This is a genomic window from Streptomyces albidoflavus (assembly GCF_000719955.1).
GTDB classification, from domain to species: Bacteria; Actinomycetota; Actinomycetes; order Streptomycetales; family Streptomycetaceae; genus Streptomyces; species Streptomyces albidoflavus.
Window position 1 is genome coordinate 168,926 of the sequence record NZ_JOII01000017.1, and the last position, 23,647, is coordinate 192,572.

General features: G+C 73.6%; 19 protein-coding genes and 1 pseudogene. 9 read left to right on the forward strand and 11 right to left on the reverse strand.

From position 1 onward, the window contains the following. The first annotated feature begins 35 nt into the window (after positions 1–35). Positions 36–872: a DUF3558 family protein gene (locus tag IF45_RS0119280; protein WP_008403616.1), complete on the forward strand. Its 837-nt coding sequence runs from the start codon at positions 36–38 to the stop codon at positions 870–872. 102 nt (positions 873–974) lie between these two features. Here the strand turns inward: IF45_RS0119280 and pssA are convergent, their stop codons facing one another. After that, positions 975–1,874, reverse strand: a complete 900-nt coding sequence (pssA, locus tag IF45_RS0119285; protein ID WP_030308586.1) for a CDP-diacylglycerol--serine O-phosphatidyltransferase — start codon at positions 1,872–1,874, stop codon at positions 975–977. 320 nt (positions 1,875–2,194) lie between these two features. Between pssA and IF45_RS0119290 the strand changes: the two genes are divergently transcribed. Then, on the forward strand, positions 2,195–3,625 hold the full coding sequence (locus IF45_RS0119290) for a DUF2637 domain-containing protein (RefSeq protein ID WP_030308587.1): 1,431 nt from the start codon (positions 2,195–2,197) through the stop codon (positions 3,623–3,625). 86 nt (positions 3,626–3,711) lie between these two features. Here the strand turns inward: IF45_RS0119290 and lysS are convergent, their stop codons facing one another. Next, a complete protein-coding gene (gene lysS, locus IF45_RS0119295; RefSeq protein WP_018470423.1) occupies positions 3,712–5,484 on the reverse strand; it encodes a lysine--tRNA ligase in 1,773 nt (590 codons plus the stop codon). A 168-nt stretch (positions 5,485–5,652) separates the two neighbouring features. Here lysS and argS point away from each other — a divergent pair, with 168 nt between their 5' ends. Further along, positions 5,653–7,452, forward strand: coding sequence for an arginine--tRNA ligase (argS, locus tag IF45_RS0119300; protein ID WP_003948828.1), 1,800 nt, complete (start codon positions 5,653–5,655; stop codon positions 7,450–7,452). A gap of 75 nt (positions 7,453–7,527) precedes the next feature. On the opposite strand, the gene IF45_RS0119305 is transcribed toward argS, so the two are convergent. Both IF45_RS0119305 and IF45_RS0119310 read right to left on the reverse strand, forming a co-directional pair. Beyond that, positions 7,528–8,739, reverse strand: a complete 1,212-nt coding sequence (locus IF45_RS0119305; RefSeq protein ID WP_030308588.1) for an aminotransferase-like domain-containing protein — start codon at positions 8,737–8,739, stop codon at positions 7,528–7,530. A gap of 92 nt (positions 8,740–8,831) precedes the next feature. Next, positions 8,832–10,154, reverse strand: coding sequence for a transcriptional regulator (locus IF45_RS0119310; protein WP_003948830.1), 1,323 nt, complete (start codon positions 10,152–10,154; stop codon positions 8,832–8,834). A 167-nt stretch (positions 10,155–10,321) separates the two neighbouring features. Between IF45_RS0119310 and IF45_RS0119315 the strand changes: the two genes are divergently transcribed. Next, a complete protein-coding gene (locus tag IF45_RS0119315; protein WP_030308590.1) occupies positions 10,322–11,056 on the forward strand; it encodes a DUF4232 domain-containing protein in 735 nt (244 codons plus the stop codon). A 127-nt stretch (positions 11,057–11,183) separates the two neighbouring features. On the opposite strand, the gene IF45_RS0119320 is transcribed toward IF45_RS0119315, so the two are convergent. The 7 genes from IF45_RS0119320 to IF45_RS0119350 all read right to left on the reverse strand — a co-directional run bounded on the left by IF45_RS0119320 (position 11,184) and on the right by IF45_RS0119350 (position 18,317). Beyond that, on the reverse strand, positions 11,184–11,672 hold the full coding sequence (locus tag IF45_RS0119320) for a GNAT family N-acetyltransferase (RefSeq protein WP_008403609.1): 489 nt from the start codon (positions 11,670–11,672) through the stop codon (positions 11,184–11,186). Between the two features lie 156 nt (positions 11,673–11,828). Beyond that, the gene (gene hemB, locus IF45_RS0119325) at positions 11,829–12,821 is read right to left on the reverse strand and encodes a porphobilinogen synthase (protein ID WP_003948833.1); all 993 of its coding nucleotides are present in this window, start codon (positions 12,819–12,821) and stop codon (positions 11,829–11,831) included. Between the two features lie 122 nt (positions 12,822–12,943). Then, entirely contained in the window at positions 12,944–14,581 is a 1,638-nt protein-coding gene (locus IF45_RS0119330) for a bifunctional uroporphyrinogen-III C-methyltransferase/uroporphyrinogen-III synthase (protein ID WP_008403607.1), read from the reverse strand. Between the two features lie 23 nt (positions 14,582–14,604). Then, the gene (gene hemC / locus IF45_RS0119335; protein WP_008403606.1) at positions 14,605–15,576 is read right to left on the reverse strand and encodes a hydroxymethylbilane synthase; all 972 of its coding nucleotides are present in this window, start codon (positions 15,574–15,576) and stop codon (positions 14,605–14,607) included. Continuing rightward, positions 15,573–16,979: a glutamyl-tRNA reductase gene (locus IF45_RS0119340; RefSeq protein ID WP_030308592.1), complete on the reverse strand. Its 1,407-nt coding sequence runs from the start codon at positions 16,977–16,979 to the stop codon at positions 15,573–15,575. Before IF45_RS0119340 ends, hemC begins: the two co-directional genes overlap by 4 nt. Next, entirely contained in the window at positions 16,976–17,731 is a 756-nt protein-coding gene (locus IF45_RS0119345) for a redox-sensing transcriptional repressor Rex (RefSeq protein ID WP_030308594.1), read from the reverse strand. Before IF45_RS0119345 ends, IF45_RS0119340 begins: the two co-directional genes overlap by 4 nt. 304 nt (positions 17,732–18,035) lie before the next feature. Next, positions 18,036–18,317 carry a glutaredoxin family protein gene (locus IF45_RS0119350; protein WP_003948838.1) on the reverse strand — a complete coding sequence of 94 codons (282 nt, stop codon included), beginning with the start codon at positions 18,315–18,317 and terminating at the stop codon, positions 18,036–18,038. 191 nt (positions 18,318–18,508) lie between these two features. On the opposite strand from IF45_RS0119350, the gene IF45_RS0119355 reads away from it, so the two are divergent. The 5 genes and pseudogenes from IF45_RS0119355 to IF45_RS31465 form a co-directional block, all read left to right on the forward strand. Beyond that, a complete protein-coding gene (locus IF45_RS0119355; RefSeq protein WP_015507680.1) occupies positions 18,509–19,471 on the forward strand; it encodes an HAD family hydrolase in 963 nt (320 codons plus the stop codon). Positions 19,472–19,887: 416 nt separating this feature from the next. Next, positions 19,888–20,694, forward strand: a complete 807-nt coding sequence (locus IF45_RS0119360) for an ECF subfamily RNA polymerase sigma factor, BldN family (protein ID WP_008403603.1) — start codon at positions 19,888–19,890, stop codon at positions 20,692–20,694. 322 nt (positions 20,695–21,016) lie between these two features. Next, on the forward strand, positions 21,017–22,255 hold the full coding sequence (locus IF45_RS0119365) for a DUF5667 domain-containing protein (protein WP_030308598.1): 1,239 nt from the start codon (positions 21,017–21,019) through the stop codon (positions 22,253–22,255). A gap of 97 nt (positions 22,256–22,352) precedes the next feature. Beyond that, on the forward strand, positions 22,353–22,550 hold the full coding sequence (locus IF45_RS33970) for a hypothetical protein (protein WP_242536806.1): 198 nt from the start codon (positions 22,353–22,355) through the stop codon (positions 22,548–22,550). Positions 22,551–22,562: 12 nt separating this feature from the next. Beyond that, positions 22,563–23,621: pseudogene (locus IF45_RS31465) on the forward strand (GNAT family N-acetyltransferase); the annotation flags it as partial. Positions 23,622–23,647: the final 26 nt, after the last annotated feature.

The following is a 23,647-nucleotide window of genomic DNA, read 5'->3' on the forward strand; positions in this document are numbered from 1 at the left end:
GTTCGGCCCGACCGCACGACTTGAGCGAAGGAACCATGCACCGACCAGCACAGCGACTGACCCGCATACTCGCCTGCGCCGCCGTCCCGGTGATGCTCGTGGCCGCCGGCTGCTCCTCGGACGACTCCTCCGGCGGCAAGGACGCGCAGCAGGACAAGCCCGCCTCCTCGTCCGCGGCCTCCGCACCGGCCGTGGAGAAGGCCGCGTACGCCACGCTCCCGGAGGCGTGCTCCACCCTCTCCAAGAAGACGCTGAAGGACCTGGTCCCCGACGCGGACAGCCTCAAGGGCAAGACCGGCAAGTCCGACGACACCGCCTCGCGCGCCACCTGCTCGTGGAACAGCCTCGACAACAAGGGCGTCGACGGCTCGCAGTTCCGCTGGCTGCACGTCTCCCTGATGCGGTTCGACTCGGACGAGGCGCTCGGCTCGGGCGCGAAGCGCGCCGAGAAGTACTACGCCAAGCAGATCGCCGACGCCAAGGCCACCGAGGACGCCAAGAAGGTCGCCGCCGAGCCGGTCTCCGGCACGGGCGACGCCGCGACGGTGGTCTCCTACGAGCTGAAGAAGAAGGAAGGCACCTTCAAGCAGCAGTCGCTCGTGACCCGCGTCGAGAACGTCGTGGTGACCGTCGACTACAACGGCGCCGGCCTCGCCGGCCAGAGCTCCCCGAAGACCGAGGGCCTGGTCGAGGACGCCACCAAGGCCGGCAAGGAGGCCGTCGCGGCGGTCACCAAGGCCAACAGCTCCGACGCCAAGGGCTCCTCGGACGCCGACTCGGGCAAGGAGCCCGAGAAGGACGCGGACAAGAAGTCCACGAAGGAAGACGACGACGACAACGCCGGCCAGGGCGCGGCCCCCGGCAAGTCGTGACGGACACCCTCTCGTTCCGCACTCGGAGCCCGGCCACCTTCCGGTGGCCGGGCTCCGGTGCGTTCCGGGCACCTCCCCGCGTTTACGCCGAGCGTCGGTCGTTTACGCCGCGCGTCGGTCGCGCCGGGCCTTGAGGCGGCGGCCGGTGGCGACCAGGGGGAGCAGGGCGGCGAGGGAGAGCTGGAGGGCGCAGCCGGTCACCAGCAGGCGTTCGGCGCCGGGGGCGCCGGCGGCCCAGGCGACGAGGCAGCCGATGTTGACGGCGGCCCAGACGACCGTGGCGACCGCCATCCGGCCCGTCGGCTTCGGGTACTCGACCCGGCTCACCATGAGCCAGGCGACGCCGACCACCAGGGCGAGGGTGAGGGCGAAGGGCAGTTCCAGCAGGACGACCGAGACGACGGTGAGCGCCGCGAAGGGGATCGGCATGCCCTCGAACATGCCGTCCCGCGAGGTGGTGACGGAGAAGCGGGCCAGCCGCAGCACCCCGGCCAGCAGCACGGCGACCGCGCCGACGACGGTCAGCCACAGGTGGGAGCCTTCGCCGACGAGCCCCCAGACCACGACGAAGTAGGCCGGCGCGAGACCGAAGCTGATCAGGTCCGAGAGGTTGTCCAGCTCCGCGCCCATGCCGGAGCTGCGGAACTTCCGCGCCACCAGCCCGTCGCACAGGTCGAAGAGGGAGGCCAGCAGGATCAGCATGACGGCGGTGGCCGCGCCCTGCCGGAGGGTGCCGTCGCCCGGACCGCCGGTCAGGTAGGGGACCAGCACGGCGGTGGTGATGAAGTACACCGAGGAGAACCCGCAGACCGCGTTCCCCAGGGTCAGTATGTCGGCGGCGGACAGCCTGGAGGGCGACGGCTGGCGCCCGCTCCTGCCCGGCGCCTCCCCCGGCACGTCCCCGCTCACGCCCTGGTCCACGTCCCGGCCCGCGTTCCGGCGTGGCTCCTCGGGTGTGTCCTCGGCACGCAGCGCCGCCCTGTCCCTGTCGGTCGTGGTCAAGGCAGTCTCTCCTCCGCGCGTCCGTTCGCCGGCGGGCCACCGGTGGCGAGCATCATGCCAGCACGCGAACGGGGCCCTTGTCGTACCCCGGCACTGCCACGTCTTACCGGGAATCGGGACGTGAACCACGGCCGCGCGTCGGCCACCCGCCGCGATCCGTCCCGTCCCGCCCCGTTCTGCGTATCCCGGACGCCCCTCCGGCGCCGGGCTCCCGCCCTGCCCCGGCACGGGGGTCCGCACACATGTGCCAGTCTGTTGGGCGCAACAGGACGCAACGGCAGGGCCCGACGGACCCGCAGGACGACGGAGAGGGAGCGCCAGTGGCGGCGACAGAGCTGACACGGACTCACCGCATACTCATCGGGGTGGTCGTGGCCGGTGCGGTGGTCATCGCGGCCATCGGTTTCGCCGGTTCGTACACGGCGGTGCGTGAACTCGCCCTGCAGAAGGGGTTCGGCACCTTCTCGTACTTCTTCCCGATCGGCATCGACGCGGGCATCTGCGTGCTGCTCGCCCTCGATCTGCTGCTGACCTGGATGCGCATCCCGTTCCCGATGCTGCGTCAGACGGCCTGGCTGCTCACCGCGGCCACCATCGCCTTCAACGGCGCCGCCGCCTGGCCCGACCCGCTCGGGGTCGGCATGCACGCGGTGATCCCGGTGCTCTTCGTCGTCGCGGTGGAGGCCGCCCGGCACGCCATCGGCCGGATCGCGGACATCACCGCCGACAAGCACATGGAGGGCGTGCGGATCACCCGCTGGCTGCTCTCCCCGCTGCCGACCTTCCTGCTGTGGCGCCGGATGAAGCTGTGGGAGCTGCGCTCCTACGAGCAGGTCATCAAGCTGGAGCAGGAACGTCTCGTCTACCAGGCCCGCCTGCGCTCCCGCTTCGGCCGCGCCTGGCGCCGCAAGGCCCCGGTGGAGTCGCTGATGCCGCTGCGCCTGGCCCGGTACGGCGTCCCGCTCGCCGAGACGGCCCCGGCCGGCCTCGCCGCCGCCGGCATCGAACCGGCCCTGCTCCCGCCGGCCCCCGCACCCGCCCGCCAGGAACTGGAGCGCGCCGACCGGCCGGTCACGGAGACGGACCCGGCCCCCGCGCCCGCCACCTCCCTGGAGAAGCAGCCCGCGGACCGCCCCGCCGCCGAGGCGCCGCAGGAGCGGCAGGCGCCCCCGCCGGAGGGCAGCCCGTGGTTCGCCGGGCAGCAGGGCCCCGTGCAGTACGAGGGCACGTACGACCCGCAGTACGAGCCGGACCCGCAGACCTTCGCCGAGTACCAGCGCTACCAGCGGTTCGCCGCGCACGAGGCCCAGGAGGCGCAGGCGGCGCGGAAGGCCGAGGTCCAGCAGGAGGCCGCCGAGGAGGAGCGGAGGGACGGCGTGCAGGTTCCGGCGGGCCCGGGTCGTACCCGTCCGCTCGGCGGGGCCCCGGCGATCCCGGCCCAGCGTGAGGGCGAGGAGCCCCAGGAGTCGCGGCCGGCGCCTCCGCAGGACGAGGCCCCGCAGGTCCCGGGCGGCGGCGCGATCGACGAGGAGACCTTCTTCGCGGCCTTCCGGCGGTACGTGGAGATCGACGGGAACTACCCGAACGCCCGCCGGTTCGGCCTGTACCTCCTCGACCACCACCAGGTGGCCAACGAGTCGGGCGGCCCGCTCCCCGAGGCGGAGCTGCGGCCTTACCTGAACGAGTGCCGCCGCCGCTACGAGCAGGAGCAGGCCCAGGCCGCGCCCGAACCCGACTTCACCAGCGCCTGACGGCCGGGTTCGCCCCGCACACGGCGAAGGCCGCCTCCCCGGGTACAGGGGGAGGCGGCCTTCGCCGTGCGTACGCCGTGGAGCGGTCAGGCGCCCAGCAGGCGGCGGACCCGGTCCTCGCCGACGGCGAGCAGCAGGGTGGGCAGGCGCGGGCCGGTGTCGCGGCCGACGAGGAGCTGGTAGAGCAGGGCGAAGAAGCTGCGCTGGGCCGCCTTCAGCTCGGGGGTCGGCTTGGCGTCGGCGGGGAAACCGGCCTGGATCTTCGGCACGCCGTAGACCAGGGTGGTCAGCCCGTCGAGGGACCAGTGGCTGTCGAGGCCGTCGAGGAGGAGGCGCAGCGACTCGCGCGCCTCGTCGCCGAGGCCGGCCAGCGCCTCGGTGTCGGGCTCGGCGCGGACGACGGTGCGGGCCTCGGCGTCGACGTAGGTGTTGATCCACGCCTCGGCGCGGTCGAGCCGGGGGCGGACCTCGTCCAGGCCGGTGATCGGGTGGGCCGGGTCCAGCTCGCTGAGGATGCGCAGGGTCTGGTCCTCGGCACCGGCGGTGATGTCGGCGACCGAGGCGAGCGTGCGGTACGGCAGCGGGCGCGGGGTGCGCGGCAGTTCACCGGCGGCGGTGGCGGCGGCGCGGCTGTGGGCGGCGGCGTCGGCGGGCAGCGCGGCGCCCTCGGCGACCTTGGCCTCCAGCTTGTCCCACTCGTCGTAGAGCCGCTGGATCTCCTGGTCGAAGGCGATCTTGAAGGACTGGTTGGGGCGGCGGCGGGCGTAGAGCCAGCGGAGGAGCTGGGGCTCCATGATCTTCAGGGCGTCGGCCGGGGTCGGCACACCGCCCTTGGAAGAGGACATCTTCGCCATGCCGGAGATGCCGACGAAGGCGTACATCGGGCCGATCGGCCGGACGCCGTCGAAGATCTCCACGATCTGGCCGCCGACCTGGAAGGAGGAGCCGGGCGAGGAGTGGTCGACGCCGGAGGGCTCGAAGATCACGCCCTCGTAGGCCCAGCGCATCGGCCAGTCGACCTTCCAGACCAGCTTGCCGTGGTCGAAGGTGGAGAGCTTGACCGTCTCGGCGTGGCCGCAGGCGCAGGTGTAGGCCAGCTCCGTCGTCTCGTCGTCGTACGAGGTGACGGTGGTGAGGTCCTTGTTGCAGACGGTGCAGTACGGCTTGTACGGGTAGTAGCCGCCGCCCGCCGTCGTGCCGTCGTCCTCGGCGGCGGCGCCGGAGCCCTCGGCGGCCTCCAGCTCGGCCTCGTCCACCGGCTTCTGCGACTTCTTGCCGGGGGCCTTCTTGGTGCGGTACTGGGCGAGGATCGCGTCGATGTCGCCGCGGTGGCGCATGGCGTGCAGGATCTGCTCGCGGTAGGCGCCCGAGGTGTACTGGGTGGTCTGGCTGATCCCGTCGTACTCCACGCCGAGCGCGTCCAGCGCCTCGGTCATGGCGGCCTTGAAGTGCTCGGCCCAGTTCGGGTAGGCCGAGCCGGCCGGGGCGGGGACGGCGGTGAGCGGCTTGCCGATGTGCTCGGCCCAGCTCTCGTCGATGCCCGCGACGCCGGCCGGAACCTTGCGGTACCGGTCGTAGTCGTCCCAGGAGATGAGGTGGCGCACGGTGTGGCCGCGGCGGCGGACCTCGTCGGCGACCAGGTGCGGGGTCATGACCTCGCGGAGGTTGCCCAGGTGGATGGGGCCGGAAGGGGAGAGCCCGGAGGCGACGACGACGGTCAGGCCGTCCGTGCCGGGTGCCCCGTCCGCCGTGCCGTCGGCCTTTTTGGCACCGGCTCGTCGCTCCGCCTCGGCGATGACCTCGTCCGCGTAACGGGAGACCCAGTCGGCGGTCTCTGTGCTCTGAGCCACGATCGGCACGTCCTTCTTTCTCATTCACCTTCGGTGGCCGCCCGGGACTTCGGTCGCGGCCCGCCACCATTGTCCCAGCTCGCCGCCCTACCACGAAAACCGCTTTTCACGGCGCTCGCGCCAGGTGGGATACTTGGCGCGACCATCAGCACCCCAAGGAGAACGGCACCCCACCCCATGGCCTCGGTCACCTCGCTCACCGCCTCCGTCCACCAGCGTCTCGCGGACGCCCTCGCGGCTGCCCTGCCGGAGGCCGGCGCCGCCGACCCGCTGCTGCGACGTAGCGACCGGGCCGACTACCAGGCCAACGGCATCCTGGCCCTCGCCAAGAAGCTCAAGGGCAACCCGCGCGAGCTGGCCACCAAGGTCGTCGACGCCATCGGGGCGGACGAGGTGATCCAGGACATCGAGGTCTCCGGGCCCGGCTTCCTCAACCTCACCCTCTCCGACGCCGCCATCACCCGGAACCTCGCGGCCCGCGCCGCCGACCCGGCCCGCCTCGGCGTGCCGCTCGCCGAGGCGCCCGGCACCACGGTGATCGACTACGCCCAGCCGAACGTCGCCAAGGAGATGCACGTCGGCCACCTGCGCTCGGCCGTGATCGGCGACGCGGTGGTGCGGATGCTGGAGTTCACCGGCGAGCAGGTGGTCCGCCGCCACCACATCGGCGACTGGGGCACCCAGTTCGGCATGCTCATCCAGTACCTGATCGAGCACCCGGGCGAGCTGGCCGCCACCGCCGAGAGTGCCGCCGTGGAGGCCGGGCAGGCCAGCGTGGAGGCCGGTGAGCAGGCCATGTCGAGCCTCAACCGGCTCTACAAGGCGAGCCGCGCCCTCTTCGACTCCGACGAGGAGTTCAAGACCCGCGCCCGGCGCCGGGTGGTCGACCTCCAGGCGGGCGACCCGGAGACGCTGGCGATGTGGCAGCGGTTCGTGGACGAGTCGAAGGTCTACTTCTACTCCGTCTTCAACAAGCTCGACATGGAGATCCACGACGCCGACGTGGTCGGCGAGTCCGGCTACAACGCCATGCTCGCGGAGACCTGCCGCCTGCTGGAGGAGTCCGGCGTCGCGGTCCGCTCCGAGGGCGCGCTGTGCGTCTTCTTCGACGACGTGAAGGGCCCCGACGGCCAGCCCGTCCCGCTGATCGTCCAGAAGTCCGACGGCGGCTTCGGCTACGCCGCCACCGACCTCTCCGCCATCCGCGACCGCGTCTTCCAGCTCAAGGCCGACACCCTGCTCTACGTGGTGGACGCCCGGCAGTCGCTCCACTTCAAGATGGTCTTCGAGACGGCCCGGCGGGCCGGCTGGCTCGGCGAGGACGTCAAGGCCGTCCAGCTCGCCTTCGGCACCGTCCTCGGCAAGGACGGCAAGCCCTTCAAGACCCGTGAGGGCGAGACGGTCCGGCTGGTCGACCTGCTCGACGAGGCCGTGGAGCGCGCCACCGCCGTGGTCCGCGAGAAGGACGTCAAAGAGCAGCTCACCGAGGAGCAGATCGCCGAGCGCGGCGCCGAGGTGGGCATCGGCGCGGTCAAGTACGCCGACCTGTCGACCTCCGCCGCCCGCGACTACAAGTTCGACCTGGACCAGATGGTCTCGCTCAACGGCGACACCTCGGTCTACCTCCAGTACGCCTACGCCCGGATCCGGTCGATCCTGCGCCGGGCGGGCGAGGCCCGTCCCGTGGCCCACCCCGAGCTGGCGCTGGCCCCGGCCGAGCGGGCGCTCGGGCTGCACCTGGACCAGTTCGGCGAGATCGCCTCGGACGCCGCCGCCGAGTACGCCCCGCACAAGCTGGCCGCGTACCTCTACCAGACGGCCTCGCTGTACACGACCTTCTACGACCAGTGCCACGTGCTCTCGGCCGACAACCCGCCGGAGCTCGTGGAGAACCGCCTCTTCCTCTGCGACCTCACCGGCCGCACCCTCCACCAGGGCATGGAACTGCTCGGCATCCGCACGCCCGAGCAGCTGTAGGACGGTCCGTACGACACGAGGAGGGGCCGGCCGGTACGCGCGTACCGGCCGGCCCCTCCGTCCGTTCCCGGAACCTCAGCCGGCCGCCGCCGCGAACCCCTTCTCCAGGCGTCTGAGCCCCTCGGCGATCTCGTCCGGGGTCTGCGTCACGAAGCAGAGCCGCAGCGTGCCGTGGTCGGGGCGGCCGGCGAAGAAGGGCGCGCCCGGCACGTACGCCACGTCGAAGCCGACCACGGTGCGCAGCAGGGCGGCGGTGTCGTGCCCCTCGGGCAGCCGCGCCCAGACGAACATGCCGCCCTGCGGGGTGGTCCACGTCGAACCGGCGGGCAGGGCGTCGGGCAGGCCCGCGAGGAGGGCGTCGCGGCGGGTGCCGTAGACGGCGGCGACGCGGGCGACGTGGGCGTCGAGGTCGTTGTCGGCGAGGTAGCGGGCGGCGGCCAGCTGGTTGAGGGTCGGGGTGTGCAGGTCGGTGCCCTCCTTGACCAGGGCGCAGGCGGCGCGCAGCGGGCGGGGCGCGCGCAGCCAGCCGAGCCGCAGCCCCGGCGCCATCACCTTGGAGAAGCTGCCGAGCAGCACGGTCCGGTCGGCCGCCTCGGGCAGCGAGGCGATCCACGGCAGCCGCTCCCCGGCGAACCGCAGCTCGCCGTACGGGTCGTCCTCGACGATCCACAGGCCGCGGCGGGCCGCGATCCGGGCGACCTCGCGGCGCCGGTCCGCGGTCATGGTGCGGCCGGTCGGGTTCTGGAAGGTCGGCACGGTGTAGAGGAACTTGGGGCGCTCGCGGACCACCAGCTCCTCCAGGGCGGCCGGGTCGATCCCCTCGTCGTCGCAGGCCACCGGCACGATCCGGGCCCCGGCGAAGGCGAAGACCTGGAGCGCGGCCAGGTAGCAGGGGCTCTCCACCAGCACGGTGTCACCGGGCTCGATCAGCGCCTGCGCGACGAGGGACAGGCCCTGCTGCGAGCCGGTGGTGACCAGCACGTCGTCCGCCTCGGTGGCGAGGCCGCGCGCCGTCATCCGCCCGGCGAGCGCCCCGCGCAGCGCCGGCTCGCCCTCGGTCGTCGCGTACTGGAGCGCACGCGGCGCCTGCTCGGCCAGGACCGCCCGGAACGCCTCCGCGATCCCCTCGGCGTCGAACAGCTCCCGCGCCGGCAGCCCGCCCGCGAAGTTGATCACCTCGGGCCGCGCCGTCACCGCCAGGATGTCCCCGACCGGCGACCCCCCGCCGCCTACGGCCCGTCCCGCGAGCGGCGGCGTGGGAACGGTTGCGGCAGGGCTCAGCGACATGGGGCACTCCTCGTTCTGCGTACTCCGCCCGCGCCGGGGCGGCCTCCCCGCACTCTAGGAGCCCGCCATGTGGACACCCGGCCGCCCCTGGCCTATCCGGGCTGGTGCTCGCTCCACTCCGAGGCGCCGGGCGGGTAGTCGTACGCCGGCCGCCCGGCCGACGCGCTGGTCCGGAACGGCCGCCCCCGGTCGTCCACCCGGAACACCCCCTGCCGCTCCCCGCTCGACCACTCCACCTCCAGGTACCAGCTGACGTCCCGCCCGCCGGTGTGCGCCGTGACCCGGAACATCTCCGGATCGCTCTCACTGATCTTGTACGGGAACGGGCGCTGCCCCTCGGCCGCGCGGGCGGCGGGGCTGCCCTGGTCGAGGTCGACGTCGAAGGTGCGCAGCGCGACCCCGCCGCCGCAGCCGACCCCGGTCCCGTAGTCGGTCCAGGGCAGCGGCTCACCGGTACGCACCACCCGCACGTGCAGCGCCTGGAGCACGACCGTCTCGCTCCCCTTCCCCTGGAGCGTCACCTCCACCACCTGCTCGTCCGCCGACACCGCCCCCATCGCCGCCACCCACGCGGGCGCGTCCTGCTCGACGGGCGGCGGCCGCACCGCGTCGGGCTCCCGGTCCACCAGGTACCGCTGACTGCACTGGTTCTCCCAGGCGTGCGCACGCACGGAGGCGTGGAAGGGGACGCCGGTGGGCGCGGGGGCGGCGGGCTTGCCGTCCGCCGTACTCCCCGGGGAGGCGCCGGGGGTGCCCGAGGGGGACGGGGACGCGGACGGCTTCCCCGACGCCGAGCCGGACGGGCTCGGGCTCGGGGACTCGGCCGCCTCCGGCGAGGCCACGGGTCCGCGTGCGGCTCCGGCTGCCTGTCCGGCATCGGCCCCGGCACCGTCGTCGACGAGGCGGCCGACGAGCAGGGCCGCGGTGGCGGCCACGGCGATCACACCGGCGGTGGCGGCGAGGATGAGGCGCCGGCGCGGGCGAGGGCGCGGGCGGGGGGCAGACGGGCTGTCCGGGGTCTCGTGGGTCTCCTGGGTGTCCGGAGTCTCCGGGCTCTTCGGGGTGTCGTCGGCGTCCGGCGGGTCGGCAGGCGTACCGGGATCGGCTGCCGGGGCGGCGCCCCCTGCCGCGCCTCCGACGCCCTTGCCCCGCTGCTCCCGCGCCGCGTCGGCGAGGATCCACCGCCGGTGCACCTCCACCAGCTCCTCCGGCGTCGCCCGGCAGAGGCGGGCGAAGCGGTTGAGGGGCGCGAAGTCGGCCGGTACGGCGTCCCCGTTGCAGTACCGGTGGAGCGTCGAGGCCGACAGATGCAGCCGCTTGCCGAGCGCCCCGTAACTGAGCCCCGAACGCTCCTTGAGCGTGCTCAGCAGCGCGGCGAGCCGCTCCGCCTCCCCTGTGGAATCTGCGGTCCCCACCCGTTCCCCATCCCGTGATGCCGTTCCAGGGCACCCACGTTCCCGCAGGTCAGACCCTGTTTCACCGTTCCAGCGTCCCGTTCCCCCGGATCTTGCTGGCGGCCGGGACGAAACGCGCCGCAAGCTTCGGTCATCCAAGCACGCCGCACCGCTGAAAGGACGTCACCATGACCGCCACGCCCCGCTCCCGCCGCCTGCGCACCCTCGCCGCCGCCCTCGTCACCACCGCCGCCCTCTCCCTTACCGCCTGCCAGACCGGCACCGCCGACGCCACCGGAGTCGTCGACTCCACCCAGCCGCCGGCCCCGGGCACGGAGTCCACCGAGAAGCAGTCCCCCGCCACCGGGACCGACTCGGACACCGCCGGAGCCTCCAACGACTCCGGCGACTCCAAGGGCTCCGATAGCTCCGGCAACTCCGTCAACTCCGGTAGCTCCGGCAAGGAGGCCACCCAGGTCGCCGACCGCAAGACCGCCAAGAAGACCACCTCCTGCACCGCCAAGGGCACCAAGGTGACCGTCACCGACGCCCCCCGCCCGATCAACCACCTCCTGATCAAGGCCACCAACACCAGCGACACCACCTGCCACCTCTACTACGCCCCCTACCTCCGCTTCGACCAGGCCCAGTCCGCCGTCCCCTTCATCGAGGAGAGCAAGCCCCAGGCCGTCGTCACCCTCGAGCCCGGCGAGTCCGGCTACGCCGGCGTCCTCACCTCCACCCCCGACGGCTCCCACCCCTACGACGCCACTTCCCTGACCCTCTACTACGCCGCCCGCTCCGGCCAGGGCTCCACCGGCGCCCCGTCCCACCCCGCCCTCCCCTTCGACTCGGTCCGCATCGACAGCAGCAACGCCGTCACCTACTGGCAGACCTCGGCGGCGGACGCGCTGATGTGGTGACCCCGGCCCCCGCAGCCACGCGAACGGCCCCGGCCCCTGCGGAGGGGGAGCCGGGGCCGGCGCGCGGGACCGGCCCCTTCAGCCACCGGGCTGCACGTAGGCCACGGGCCACCGGACTCGGGCGGGACTACGGGAGATCCTTGCGCAGCAACGTGCACATCGTCTCGTAGCGGCGCAGCGTCCCGTCCGGAGCTTGCTCTTCCCACGAGTCGGGCTGGCGGTCGTACGCGACATAGCCCAGGCGCTCGTACAGCGCCCGGGCCCGGGGGTTGTTCTCCTCCACGCCGAGTTCGGCGTGGCGCAGACCGCGGTTCCTGATCCGAAGCTCCGCGGCCTGGACGAGGAAAGTGCCGATCCCGCACGACTGCAGGGCCGGCTGGACCGCCAGCTGCCACAGAGTGCCGACCCCCTCCTTCACCTGATAGTCCACGCCGCCCTTCGCGACGGGAATGTCCGTCGCGGGGCAGACCGCCAGGTAGTCGACCTCGCCGAGCCGAGCACGCTCCAACTGCCTCGCGACGCCGGCCAGGTGGTGTGCGGACCCCGCCCATCCGCACGACGCGAGGTCCGCGTGCAGCAGATCGCGCGCCGACAGCTTCAACACCACGTCGGTCATCTTCACCGCCTCCGACCGGCCGGCATCCGCACCGGCCACCTGGAACGCAACACCGTTTCCCTCCACGCGCCGGGCAGGGCCCCGACGGGCTGCACAAGCGCCCCGGCCCCACCCGAAGGTGAGCGCCGGAGCCGCCCCGAGGTCAGCCGGTGTGGGTCACCCCAGCTTCCGCGCCACCTCGGTCGCCCAGTACGTCAGGATGATCTGCGCCCCGGCGCGCTTGATCCCCGTCAGCGACTCCAGAATCGCCGCGTCCCGGTCGATCCACCCCCGCTGCGCCGCGGCCTCGATCATCGAGTACTCCCCGCTGATCTGGTAGGCCGCGACCGGTACGTCGGAGGCTTCGGCGACCTTGCTGAGGATGTCGAGGTAGGGGCCGGCCGGCTTGACCATGACCATGTCGGCGCCCTCCTGGAGGTCGAGGGCGAGTTCGCGGAGGGCGTCGCGGGCGCCGGCGGCGTCCTGCTGGTAGGTCTTGCGGTCGCCCTGGAGGGAGGAGCCGACGGCCTCGCGGAAGGGGCCGTAGAAGGCCGAGGCGTACTTGACGGTGTAGGCGAGGATCGCGACGTCCTCGTGGCCGGTCTGGTCGAGGGCGTCGCGGATGACGCCGACCTGGCCGTCCATCATGCCGCTGGGGCCGACCACGTGGGCGCCGGCGTCCGCCTGGACCTGGGCCATCTCGGCGTACCGCTCCAGGGTGGCGTCGTTGTCGATGCGGCCGTCGGCGGTCAGGACGCCGCAGTGGCCGTGGTCGGTGAACTCGTCGAGGCAGAGGTCGGACATGACCAGCAGGTCGTCGCCGACCTCGGAGCGGACGTCGCGCAGCGCGAGCTGGAGGATGCCGTCGGGGTCGGTGCCGGCCGAGCCGACCGCGTCCTTCTTGGCGTCCTCGGGCACGCCGAAGAGCATGATGCCGGAGACGCCGGCGGCGACGGCCTCAGCTGCGGCCTTGCGGAGGGTGTCGCGGGTGTGCTGGTAGACGCCGGGCATGGAGCCGATCTCGACCGGCTCGGAGATGTCCTCACGGACGAAGGCCGGCAGGACGAGGTCGGCCGGGTGGAGCCGGGTCTCGGCGACCATCCGGCGCATCACCGCGCTGCTCCGCAGCCTGCGGGGCCGGCTACCGGGGAACGATCCGTACGCACTCACGACCACAAACACCTACTCCGACGAACCGAGAACGGGACGGGCGCGCCGGGCGTGGAACGCGGGAGCGGGCCCACCCCAAAGGGTAGGCCCGCTCCGGTACGTCCTGGTTCAGCGCCCCCGCCTCACGAGGAGGAGGCGGCCCTGCGGCGCCGGGCGCCGGGGCGCCGCTCGCTGGGCCGGGCGACGCTCTCCCCGGCCTCCAGCGCTGCGGCCCTGCGCTCCGCGCCGAAGGAGGCGAGCGCCTCGGCCAGCTTGTGCACCGAGGGCTCGGGCGCCATCACGTCGACGCGCAGCCCGTGCTCCTCCGCCGTCTTGGCGGTGGCGGGCCCGATACAGGCGATGATCGTGACGTTGTGCGGCTTGCCCGCGATGCCGACCAGGTTGCGGACGGTCGAGGACGAGGTGAACAGGACCGCGTCGAAGCCGCCGCCCTTGATCGCCTCGCGGGTGTCGGCCGGCGGCGGCGAGGCGCGCACCGTCCGGTAGGCGGTGACGTCGTCCACCTCCCAGCCCAGCTCGATCAGCCCGGCCACCAGGGTCTCGGTGGCGATGTCGGCGCGCGGCAGGAACACCCGGTCGATCGGGTCGAAGACCGGGTCGTACGGCGGCCAGTCCTCCAGGAGCCCGGCCGCGGACTGCTCGCCCGAGGGGACGAGGTCGGGCTTGACGCCGAAGGCGATCAGCGCGGCCGCGGTCTGCTCGCCGACGGCGGCGACCTTGATGCCGGCGAAGGCCCGCGCGTCGAGCCCGTACTCCTCGAACTTCTCCCGGACCGCCTTGACCGCGTTGACGCTGGTGAACGCGATCCACTCGTAGCGTCCGGTGACCAGGCCCTTGACAGCCCGTTCCATCTGCTGCGGGGTGCGCGGCGGCTCGACGGCGATGGTCGGCACCTCGTGCGGCACCGCGCCGTAGGAGCGCAGCTGGTCGGAGAGCGAGGCCGCCTGTTCCTTGGTGCGCGGCACCAGGACCTTCCAGCCGAAGAGCGGCTTCGACTCGAACCAGGAGAGCTGGTCGCGGCGGGCCGGGGCGCAGTGCTCACCGACCACGGCTATGACCGGACGGCCGCCGTCGGGCGAGGGCAGCACCTTGGCCTGCTTGAGGACCTGCGCGACGGTGCCGAGCGTCGCCTCCCAGGTCCGCTGGCGGGTGGTGGTCCCGGCGACGGTGAGCGTCATCGGGGTGTCGGGCTTGCGCCCGGCCGCCACCAGTTCGCCCGCCGTGGCCGCCGCCTGGTCGAGGCTGGTGGAGACGACGACGGTTCCGTCGCTCGCGCCCAGCTCGGTCCAGCAGCGCTCGGTGGCGGTGCGCGCGTCCACGAACCGCACGTCGGCACCGGTCTCGTCGCGCAGCGGGATACCGGCGTACGCGGGGACGCCGACCGCCTCCGCGATGCCGGGGACCACCTCGAAGGTGACGCCCTCGGCGGCGCAGGCGAGCATCTCGCGGACGGCCTCGGAGTCGAGCCCCGGGTCGCCCTGGACGGCGCGCACGACCCGCTTTCCGGCCCGCGCGGCCCCCATGACAAGATTGGCGGCATCGCCGAATCGGCGGGCCTCCGCGGGGGTTGACGCCTCGTCAGCGGACAGTTGCGGCATGTCCGCGCCCGCCCTGGCATGCGCCCTGACGACGTCGAGCACCTGCTCCTCCGCGACCAGGACGTCGGCCGCGGCCAGCGCCTCGACGGCGCGCAGAGTGAGAAGCCCCGGGTCGCCGGGACCGGCACCGAGGAAGGTGACGTGCCCATGGTCGGAGAACATTGAATTTACAGCGGTGGTGGGGCTCAAAGTGCTCGCTCCCCCATCAGACCGGCCGCACCCTTGGCCAGCATCTCGGCAGCGAGTTCGGTGCCGAGCGCGGCCGCCTCGTCATGCGTCGTGGGCACGGGACCGGTGGTGGACAGCTGCACCAGCGCGGAACCGTCGGGCGAACCGACGACTCCCCGCAGGCGCATTTCCTTGACAACCTGCCCGTCGGCCAGAAGGTCGGCCAGCGCACCCACAGGGGCGCTGCAACCGGCCTCCAGGGCAGCGAGCAGGGAACGCTCCGCGGTGACGGCGGCCCGGGTCGCCGGGTCGTCGAGCTCCGCGAGCACGGCGGCGAGCGGCAGCCCGTCGGCCTCATGGCCGGCGGCGCACTCGATCGCCAGGGCCCCCTGGCCGGGGGCGGGCAGAATCGTGTCGACCGAGAGGTACTCGGTCACCTCGTCGCTCCTGCCGACACGGTGCAGCCCGGCCGCGGCGAGAACCACCGCGTCCAGCTCACCGCTGCGGACGAAACCGATGCGGGTGTCGATGTTCCCCCGGATCGGCACGGTCTCGATCGCCATCCGGTGCCCGCGGGCGTACGCGTTGAGCTGCGCCATGCGCCGGGGCGAACCGGTGCCGACGCGCGCCCCCTCGGGCAGCTCCTCGAAGCGGAGCCCGTCGCGGGCGATCAGCACGTCGCGCGGGTCCTCGCGGGGCGGTACGGCGGCCAGGACGAGCTCGTCCGGCTGGGCCGTCGGCAGGTCCTTGAGCGAGTGCACCGCGAAGTCCACCTCCCCGCGCACCAGCGCCTCGCGCAGGGCGGCGACGAAGACGCCGGTGCCCCCGATCTGCGCCAGGTGCTCGCGGGAGGTGTCGCCGTACGTCGTGATCTCCACCAGCTCGACGGGCCGCCCCGTCAGCTGGTGGACGGCGTCGGCCACCTGTCCGGACTGGGCCATGGCGAGCTTGCTGCGCCTGGTCCCGAGTCGCAATGCCTTCTCGGTCATGACCGGTCTCGATTCAGGTCGTCCGTGGTGGTGCGGGCGGGCGCGGCGCTGTCGCCGCGCGCCCCGTGGTCGGCCCGGCTGACGGCCGCGACCGTCTGCGGGTCGAGGTCGAAGAGGGTCCGCAGGGCGTCGGCGTATCCGGCGCCCCCGGGCTCTCCGGCCAGTTGCTTGACCCGCACGGTCGGAGCGTGCAGGAGCTTGTCGACGACGCGGCGGACGGCCTGCGTGATCTCCGCCTGCTCGCGTTCGCCGAGGTCGGGGAGGCGGCCGCGGAGCCGCCCCATCTCGCCGGCCACCACGTCGGCGGCCATGGTGCGCAGGGCGACCACGGTCGGCGTGATGTGGGCGGCGCGCTGGGCCGCGCCGAAGGCGGCGACCTCCTCGGAGACGAGGGTGCGGACCGCGTCCACGTCGGCGGCCATCGGGGCGTCGGCGGACGCCTCGGCGAGGGATTCGATGTCGACCAGGCGGGCGCCGGCGACGCGGTGCACGGCGGCGTCCACGTCGCGCGGCATCGCCAGGTCGAGCAGGGTCAGCGGGTCGCCGTCGGTGCGCCCGGCGACCGCGGCGGCGACCGCCTCGGCGGTGAGGACGAGGCCGGTGGCTCCGGTGCAGGAGACGGCGATGTCGGCGCGGGCCAGCTCGCCACTGACCGAGGCCATCGGCACGGCGCGGGCGGCGAAGCCCTCGGCGGCCGCGGCCCCGCCGGGCTGGGCGAGGATCTCGGCGAGCCGCTCGGCGCGCTCCAGGGTGCGGTTGGCGACCACGATCTCCTGGACCCCGGCGCGGGCCAGGGTGGCGGCGGCCAGCGAGGACATCGAGCCGGCGCCGATGATCAGCGCGCGCTTCTTGGCGGCCCAGTCGGCGACCTGCTCGCCCTGGGCCAGCTGCTCCAGGCCGAAGGTGACCAGGGACTGCCCGGCGCGGTCGATGCCGGTCTCGCTGTGGGCGCGCTTGCCGACCCGCAGGGACTGCTGGAACAGGTCGTTCAGCAGCCGCCCGGCGGTGTGCAGCCGCTGCGCGGTGGCGAGGGAGTCCTTGATCTGCCCGAGGATCTGCCCCTCCCCGACCACCATCGAGTCCAGCCCGCAGGCCACCGAGAACAGGTGGTGGACGGCGCGGTCCTCGTAGTGGACGTAGAGGTACGGCGTGAGTTCGTCGAGGCCGACCCCGCTGTGCCGGGCGAGCAGGGTGGAGACCTCGGCGACGCCGGCGTGGAACTTGTCCACGTCGGCGTAGAGCTCGATGCGGTTGCAGGTGGCGAGGACGGACGCCTCGGTGACGGGCTCGACGGCGAGCGCGTCCTGGAGGAGCTTGGCCTGGGCGTCGGCGCTCAGCGCGGCGCGTTCCAGGATGCTCACCGGCGCGCTGCGGTGGCTCAGCCCCACGACGAGAAGGCTCATGCCGGCATCACGGCGGGAACGTCCCCGTCGGGTCCCTTGCGGGGAGTGGTGTGCGGGCCCGCGGGCAGATCGGCGGGCGCGGTGGCGTCCTCGCCGGCCTTGCGCTGCTCGTGGAAGGCGAGGATCTGCAGCTCGATGGAGAGGTCGACCTTGCGCACGTCGACGCCCTCGGGCACCGAGAGGACGGTCGGCGCGAAGTTCAGGATGGAGGTGACCCCGGCCGCCACGAGCCGGTCGCAGACCTGCTGGGCGCCGCCGGCGGGGATGGTGATGACGCCGATGGAGACACCGTTCTCGGTGACGATCCGCTCCAGGTCGTCGGTGTGCGAGACGGGCATCCCCGCGACCGTGCGGCCGGTCAGCGCCGGGTCCTGGTCGAGCAGGGCGGCGACGCGGAAGCCGCGCGAGGCGAAGCCGCCGTAGTTGGCGAGGGCCGCGCCGAGGTTGCCGACGCCGACGATGACGACGGGCCAGTCCTGGGTCAGGCCGAGCTCGCGGGAGATCTGGTACACGAGGTACTCGACGTCGTAGCCGACCCCGCGCGTCCCGTAGGAGCCGAGGTACGAGAAGTCCTTGCGCAGCTTCGCCGAGTTGACGCCCGCCGCCGTCGCCAGCTCCTCGGAGGAGACCGTGGGGACGGAGCGCTCCGACAGCGCGGTGAGGGCTCGCAGGTAGAGCGGAAGCCTGGCGACCGTGGCCTCGGGAATTCCTCGGCTGCGGGTCGCCGGTCGGTGAGTTCGGCCAGTTGCCACGGTGCTCCTGCGGGTAGAGCGAGGCTGTGGGCGGCCGCGCCTGCGCAGACCGCCCCGTCCCGTGCAGGCTATGCCTTTGTGAACGCGTGCACAAAGATGGTGTCCTATTTGTCCACCCAAAGTGACCGGGGTCACGCGTACTTACCAGCCGGTCCGGGAACCGTCCGGCCCGCCCCGCACGTCCCTGGAAAACCGCTCCGGACCTGCGGCTACGGAGCCGGGGAGCCGTTCACTGCGCCGTCACCGCCCGCTCGCCGGCCGCTTCCGGGGCCGAAACCCCCCGCCCGTACGAGCGCCCGCGCGCTCAGCTCAGCGCCTTGCGCAGCCGCTCGGGGCTGACCCGCCAGAAGTCGTGCTGCTCCCCGTCGACGAGCACCACCGGGATCTGCTCCCAGTAGGCGTCGTGGAGCGCCTGGTCCTGGAGGATGTCCTTCTCCTCCCACACCGCGCCGACCTCGGCGCAGACCGCCGCCACCACCTCGCGGGCGTCCTCGCAGAGATGGCACCCGGGCTTGCCCACCAGGGTGACGACCCGCTCGGCGGGAGCCTTCTTCGTACGACGGAACACCGGACTCATACCGCCCATTGTGGCCCCGCCCCCTCGGCGGCCCGCGCGCCGGGGGCCGCCGCACCGCCCGCGAGGGCCCGTCACACCGCCGACCCGAAGTGTTCACGGCCGGGCACCCTCCGGGGTCCGGGCGCGCCCCGCGGACTGACTATGCTCTCGACATGCCCCTCCCCACGCCCGACGGCAAGTCCGGCCGGAACCCGCTGAGGATGCGCCTCTCCTGGGAATGGCTGACCCCCCGCAGACGCCCGGCCACCGCGCGCAGCGTGCTGGCGGGCGAGGCGAGCGCCGAGGCGGCCCGTAAGACCTCGCAGGCGCCGGAGGAGGCACTGGAGGCCGGGGCCACCGAGGTCACGCCCGCCGAGGAGAAGCCGGCCGAGCCGGAGTTCCCGGTCGCCGGGGACGAACGCGCCGCCGCCTTCTTCGACCTGGACAACACGGTGATGCAGGGCGCCTCCCTCTTCCACTTCGGCCGCGGCCTGTACAAGCGGAAGTTCTTCGAGCGCCGCGAACTGACCCGGTTCGCCTGGCAGCAGGCGTACTTCCGGATCGCGGGCACCGAGGACGCGGGGCACATCCAGGACGTCCGCGAGTCCGCCCTCTCCATCGTCAAGGGCCACCGCGTCGCCGAACTGATGTCGATCGGCGAGGAGATCTACGACGAGTACCTCGCCGGCCGCATCTGGTCCGGCACCCGCGCCCTCGCCCAGGCCCACCTCGACGCCGGCCAGCGGGTCTGGCTGGTGACCGCGGCGCCGGTGGAGACCGCCACCATCATCGCCCGCAGGCTCGGCCTGACCGGGGCGCTCGGCACCGTCGCCGAGTCGGTCGGCGGGGTCTACACCGGCCGCCTGGTCGGCGAACCGCTGCACGGCCCCGCCAAGGCCGAGGCGGTCCGCGCGCTGGCCGCCGCCGAGGAGCTGGACCTCGACCGCTGCGCCGCGTACAGCGACTCGCACAACGACATCCCGATGCTCTCGCTGGTCGGCCACCCCTACGCCATCAACCCGGACACCAAGCTCCGCAAGCACGCCCGCGAGCACGACTGGCGGCTGCGCGACTACCGGACCGGGCGCAAGGCGGTCAAGATCGGCATCCCGGCGGCCGCCGGGGTCGGCGCGCTGGCCGGCGGCACCGCCGCCGCCGTCGCCATCCACCGCCGGCGCGCCTGACCCGACGCACACGCGGGGCCGCCCTTCCGGCACTCCGGGGGCGGCCCTTCGGCGTACGCGCCCCGGCCGTCGCGCCCCTCGCGCCACCGCGCGCCCCGGCCGGACCGACTACCCGACAAAACGGCGTTCTTACCCCGCCGCGCCCCACGGCACGCACGTTCACCCCAGACGACCACAACACGTCCCCCACACGGCCGGAATTCGGACTCTTCCGATCAGCTGGCGATCACTCTGTGCCAAGCGAACAGACCGATAAGGGCCACGGAACCGTCGCAATCGGTGATTTGAGCAACTCGGTGTAGCGCCGCCTGTACGAAGCGTTATTCTCCTCAGACGCAATTCCGGTGCCTCACACCGCCACATCGAGTGAACGGCGACGCACCGTACGTGATGGAAGCTCTGCCTCTGGGAGTCCCGTGTACCCACACGTCGGGGTTGACGCCTCGGGCCTGGCTACGCTGCGCGCAACGGTCGTCGACCGCCTGCGCAGCTTCGTCCCCACCGTTTACGCCGTCCCCGCCCTCGCCGCCCCCGCGCTCCCCTCGCCCGGGTCCGCCGGTTCCGCCTACGCCCTCGCCGAAAGCGGCGCCGCCGTCGGCAGACGGGGCCGCACCGGCTCCGCCCGCCGCGCCGGCGGGGGCACCACCACGGCCCGCCGTCCCGCGGCCGACAGCGACAGCGCCCGCATGATGGAACTGGTCGAACGCGCCCAGGACGGGGAGGCCGAGGCGTTCGGGAAGCTGTACGACCAGTACAGCGACACCGTCTACCGCTACATCTACTACCGGGTGGGCGGAAAGGCCACCGCCGAGGACCTGACCAGCGAGACCTTCCTGCGCGCCCTGCGCCGGATCGGCACCTTCACCTGGCAGGGCCGCGACTTCGGCGCCTGGCTGGTCACCATCGCCCGCAACCTGGTCGCCGACCACTTCAAGTCGAGCCGCTTCCGCCTCGAAGTGACCACCGGCGAGATGCTCGACGCCAACGAGGTCGAACGCAGTCCCGAGGACTCGGTCCTGGAGTCCCTCTCCAACGCCGCCCTCCTCGACGCCGTCCGACGTCTCAACCCCCAGCAGCAGGAATGCGTCACGCTCCGATTTCTCCAGGGCCTGTCGGTCGCCGAGACCGCACGCGTCATGGGGAAGAACGAGGGCGCGATCAAAACGCTCCAGTACCGGGCGGTCCGCACCCTGGCCCGCCTGCTCCCGGACGACGCCCGCTGACCGTCCCCGCACCACCCGTTCCCACCGCTGTCCCACCCGTACCGCCCGTCCCGCCCCTGTCCCCCGTACCGAGTTCGCCGTCCCGCCGACCGCCACGCACCGTGCCCGTCAACTGGCCGTGCGTGGCTGTTCGCTGGGTTCAGCGGACCGATCGCGGCAGTTCCGTAACCAGGGGGGCGGGCCAGTCGTTGGGGGGATTGCAGACTTCCCCCGGATGCGCTTCAGCAGCCCCGCCCTCACTCGATCGGGTGGACGCCGCCGCGGTGCGGAACTCCCGGATCGCGCGGGGAGTCGACCGTCATGACGAGAGGAGGTGCCGCCCGTGATCGCGAATGTATCGGCACACCGGCGGGCGAACGCCTTCGCCCAGGCCCTGGAGGAGCAGACGCCCCCGGGCCAGGCGGCCGAGGACCGGCCACCGGCGGCGTCCGGGGAGCAGCCCGGCGCGGCTCCCGCGGAGCGCGCCGAGGAGAGCAGGATGCTCTCCCTGGCAGCCGAGCTCGGCGAAGTGCCCAGACCCCAACTGGACCCCGAGGTGAGAACCGTCCAGCGCGCCCAGCTGGTCGCCGCGATGGAGGCGATGGCCGGCTCCGCACCGGACCCTTCGGTGCCCGAGCAGCGCTCCGGCCGGGGCGCGCACCGGGCCAGCCCCCTGCGGAAACTCCGCCCCCGTTCGCGCCTCACCAAGGGCCTCGCCGCGGGCGGCCTCACGGTGGGCGTCGCGGCGGGAGCCTTCGGCGGCGTGGCCGCGGCCAGCTCCGACGCCCTCCCCGGTGACTCGCTCTACGGGCTGAAGCGCGGCATGGAGGACATCAAGCTCGGCATGGCCGGTGACGCGGCCGACCGCGGCGGGATCTACCTCGACCACGCCTCGACCAGGCTGAGCGAGGCCCGCCGGCTGATGGAGCGCGGCCGCTCGGGCTCCCTGGACCACGAATCGCTCGCCGAGATCCGCCGCGCGCTGGGCGCCGTGCACCACGACGCCGGCCAGGGCCACCGCCTGCTCAGCGCCGCCTACCAGGAGGGCGGTTCGCTCCAGCCGATCCAGCAGCTCTCCTCCTTCTCCCAGTCGCACCGGGCCACCTGGACCTCGCTGCGCGACCAGCTCCCGCCCACCCTGTTCGACGTGAGCGACCAGGTGAGCGAGGTCTTCGACGCCATAGAGGAGGAGGTCGAGCCGCTCCGTTCGCTGCTGCCCGGCGCCCCCTCCCAGGACGACCGCCCGGGCGGCTCCCCCGCCCCCGGCTCCTCCCCGCCCGCGGGCACCGGCTCCGTGGCCCCCGGCGAACCGGACCCGTCCGGCTCGGCGGAGCGCGAGGGCGGCGGCCAGGGCGGCACCGGCGAGAAGGGCAGCCCGAAGCCGTCCGCCGACGACCAGCAGGACGACGGCCTCCTCGGCGGCTCGACCGGCGGCCTGCTCGACCCGCCCCGGACCGGCCAGGACTCCCCGGCCCCCTCCCAGGAGCAGCGCGAGCCCGGCACCGCACCGGACGTCACCCTCCCGCCCCTCCTCCCGGGCCTCCTCCCCGGCCTCGGCATCGACGCGGGCGACCGGGACTGACCAACCCGGCTCCCGTACGAACCGGAGGGCCTCACCGTGCGCGGTGGGGCCCTCCGGCCTGCGTGCCGCCCCGGCCCAGTGCCCTTACTCTCCTCGGATGACCGACGCGCCGCCCACTTCCCCCTCTCCCCACCCCACTGCCCCACCCACCGCCTTGACGGTCCGGGAGATCACCGAGGACGACCTCGACGGCTGGGGCCGCGCCTACAGCAAGGGCAACTTCGTCCCCTACCGGACCGCCTCCCTGGAACGGCGCCGGGGCGTCTTCGAACCGGGCCGGTGGCTCGGCGCGTAGGAGGGTGGAGAGTGTGTGGGGACGTTCCGGGGGCTCGCGCTCGACCTGAGTGTGCCGGGCGGGGCCCTGCTCCCGGTCCTCGGTGTCAGCTCGCTCGCGGTGGTGCCCTCGCACCGGCGGCGGGGCATCCTCTCCGCGCTGATGGCCCACGGGCTGCGCGCGGCGGTCGCCCGGGGCGAGGCGGCGGCGGTGCTGCACTCGGCCGAGTACCCGGTGTACGGCCGGTACGGCTTCGCGCCCGCCACCCGGCACGGCGGCTTCACCGTCGATGTCACGGCCTCGGGGGGCCTCCGCCCGGACCTGGACACCTCCGCCACCCTCCGCGAGGCCGCACCGGAGGAGGTACGCCGCTTCGGCCCGGCCCTGTTCGACGAGGCCCGCCGGGGTCGGGCGGGCGCGGTGAGCCGCCCGGGGTGGAGCTGGCGCCGGCGCACCGGGGCCGCGCTGCTGCCCGGGGAGGAGTGGGAGGCGCCGACCGTCCTCGTCCACCGGGACGGGGCGGGAGAGGTGCGCGGCCTCGTCGCGTACACGGTCGACGGGAAGTGGAGCGACCGGGTCCCCGACGCGACGCTGACCGTCACCGACCTCGTCGCCACCACCGCGCAGGCCCGCCGCGCGCTCTGGGCCCACCTGCTCTCCGTCGACTGGGTGCGCAGGATCGAGGTCCCGGACGCCGCGCCGGACGACCCGCTGCCGCTCCTCCTGCGGGACCCGCGCGCCGTCCGCCCGCTCCCCCACCCGGCCGACTGCCTCTGGCTGCGCCTGCTCGACCTGCCCGCCGCGCTGACCGCCCGCACCTACCCGCCCGGGCTGCGGCTGGCGCTGCGGGTCGCCGACCCGGCCGGTCACGTCGACGGGGTGTGGCTGCTGCGCACCGGCGCCGACGGCTCGGCCGAGGTCACCCCGGACGGCGGCCCGGCCGACCTGGCCCTGGACGCCGCCGCCCTCGCCGCGCTCCACCTCGGCGGCGAGCAGGCGAGCAGGCTGGTGGCGGCCGGGCTGGCCACCGAGCTGACCCCGGGAGCGGCCCGCCGCGCGGACACCCTCTTCCGCACCACCGCCGAGCCGTGATGCCCCGACCACTTCTGAACGCGGAC

What these genes read in the sequence shown, in the direction of transcription:
- IF45_RS0119280 (WP_008403616.1), top strand. Translation starts at nt 36, where the DNA reads ATGCACCGACCAGCACAGCGACTGACCCGCATACTCGCCTGCGCCGCC.
- argS (WP_003948828.1), top strand. Translation starts at nt 5,653, where the DNA reads ATGGCCTCGGTCACCTCGCTCACCGCCTCCGTCCACCAGCGTCTCGCG.
- IF45_RS0119305 (WP_030308588.1), bottom strand. Translation starts at nt 8,739, where the DNA reads ATGTCGCTGAGCCCTGCCGCAACCGTTCCCACGCCGCCGCTCGCGGGA.
- IF45_RS0119315 (WP_030308590.1), top strand. Translation starts at nt 10,322, where the DNA reads ATGACCGCCACGCCCCGCTCCCGCCGCCTGCGCACCCTCGCCGCCGCC.
- IF45_RS0119320 (WP_008403609.1), bottom strand. Translation starts at nt 11,672, where the DNA reads ATGACCGACGTGGTGTTGAAGCTGTCGGCGCGCGATCTGCTGCACGCG.
- IF45_RS0119330 (WP_008403607.1), bottom strand. Translation starts at nt 14,581, where the DNA reads ATGTTCTCCGACCATGGGCACGTCACCTTCCTCGGTGCCGGTCCCGGC.
- hemC (WP_008403606.1), bottom strand. Translation starts at nt 15,576, where the DNA reads ATGACCGAGAAGGCATTGCGACTCGGGACCAGGCGCAGCAAGCTCGCC.
- IF45_RS0119340 (WP_030308592.1), bottom strand. Translation starts at nt 16,979, where the DNA reads ATGAGCCTTCTCGTCGTGGGGCTGAGCCACCGCAGCGCGCCGGTGAGC.
- IF45_RS0119350 (WP_003948838.1), bottom strand. Translation starts at nt 18,317, where the DNA reads ATGGGCGGTATGAGTCCGGTGTTCCGTCGTACGAAGAAGGCTCCCGCC.
- IF45_RS0119355 (WP_015507680.1), top strand. Translation starts at nt 18,509, where the DNA reads ATGCGCCTCTCCTGGGAATGGCTGACCCCCCGCAGACGCCCGGCCACC.
- IF45_RS33970 (WP_242536806.1), top strand. Translation starts at nt 22,353, where the DNA reads ATGACCGACGCGCCGCCCACTTCCCCCTCTCCCCACCCCACTGCCCCA.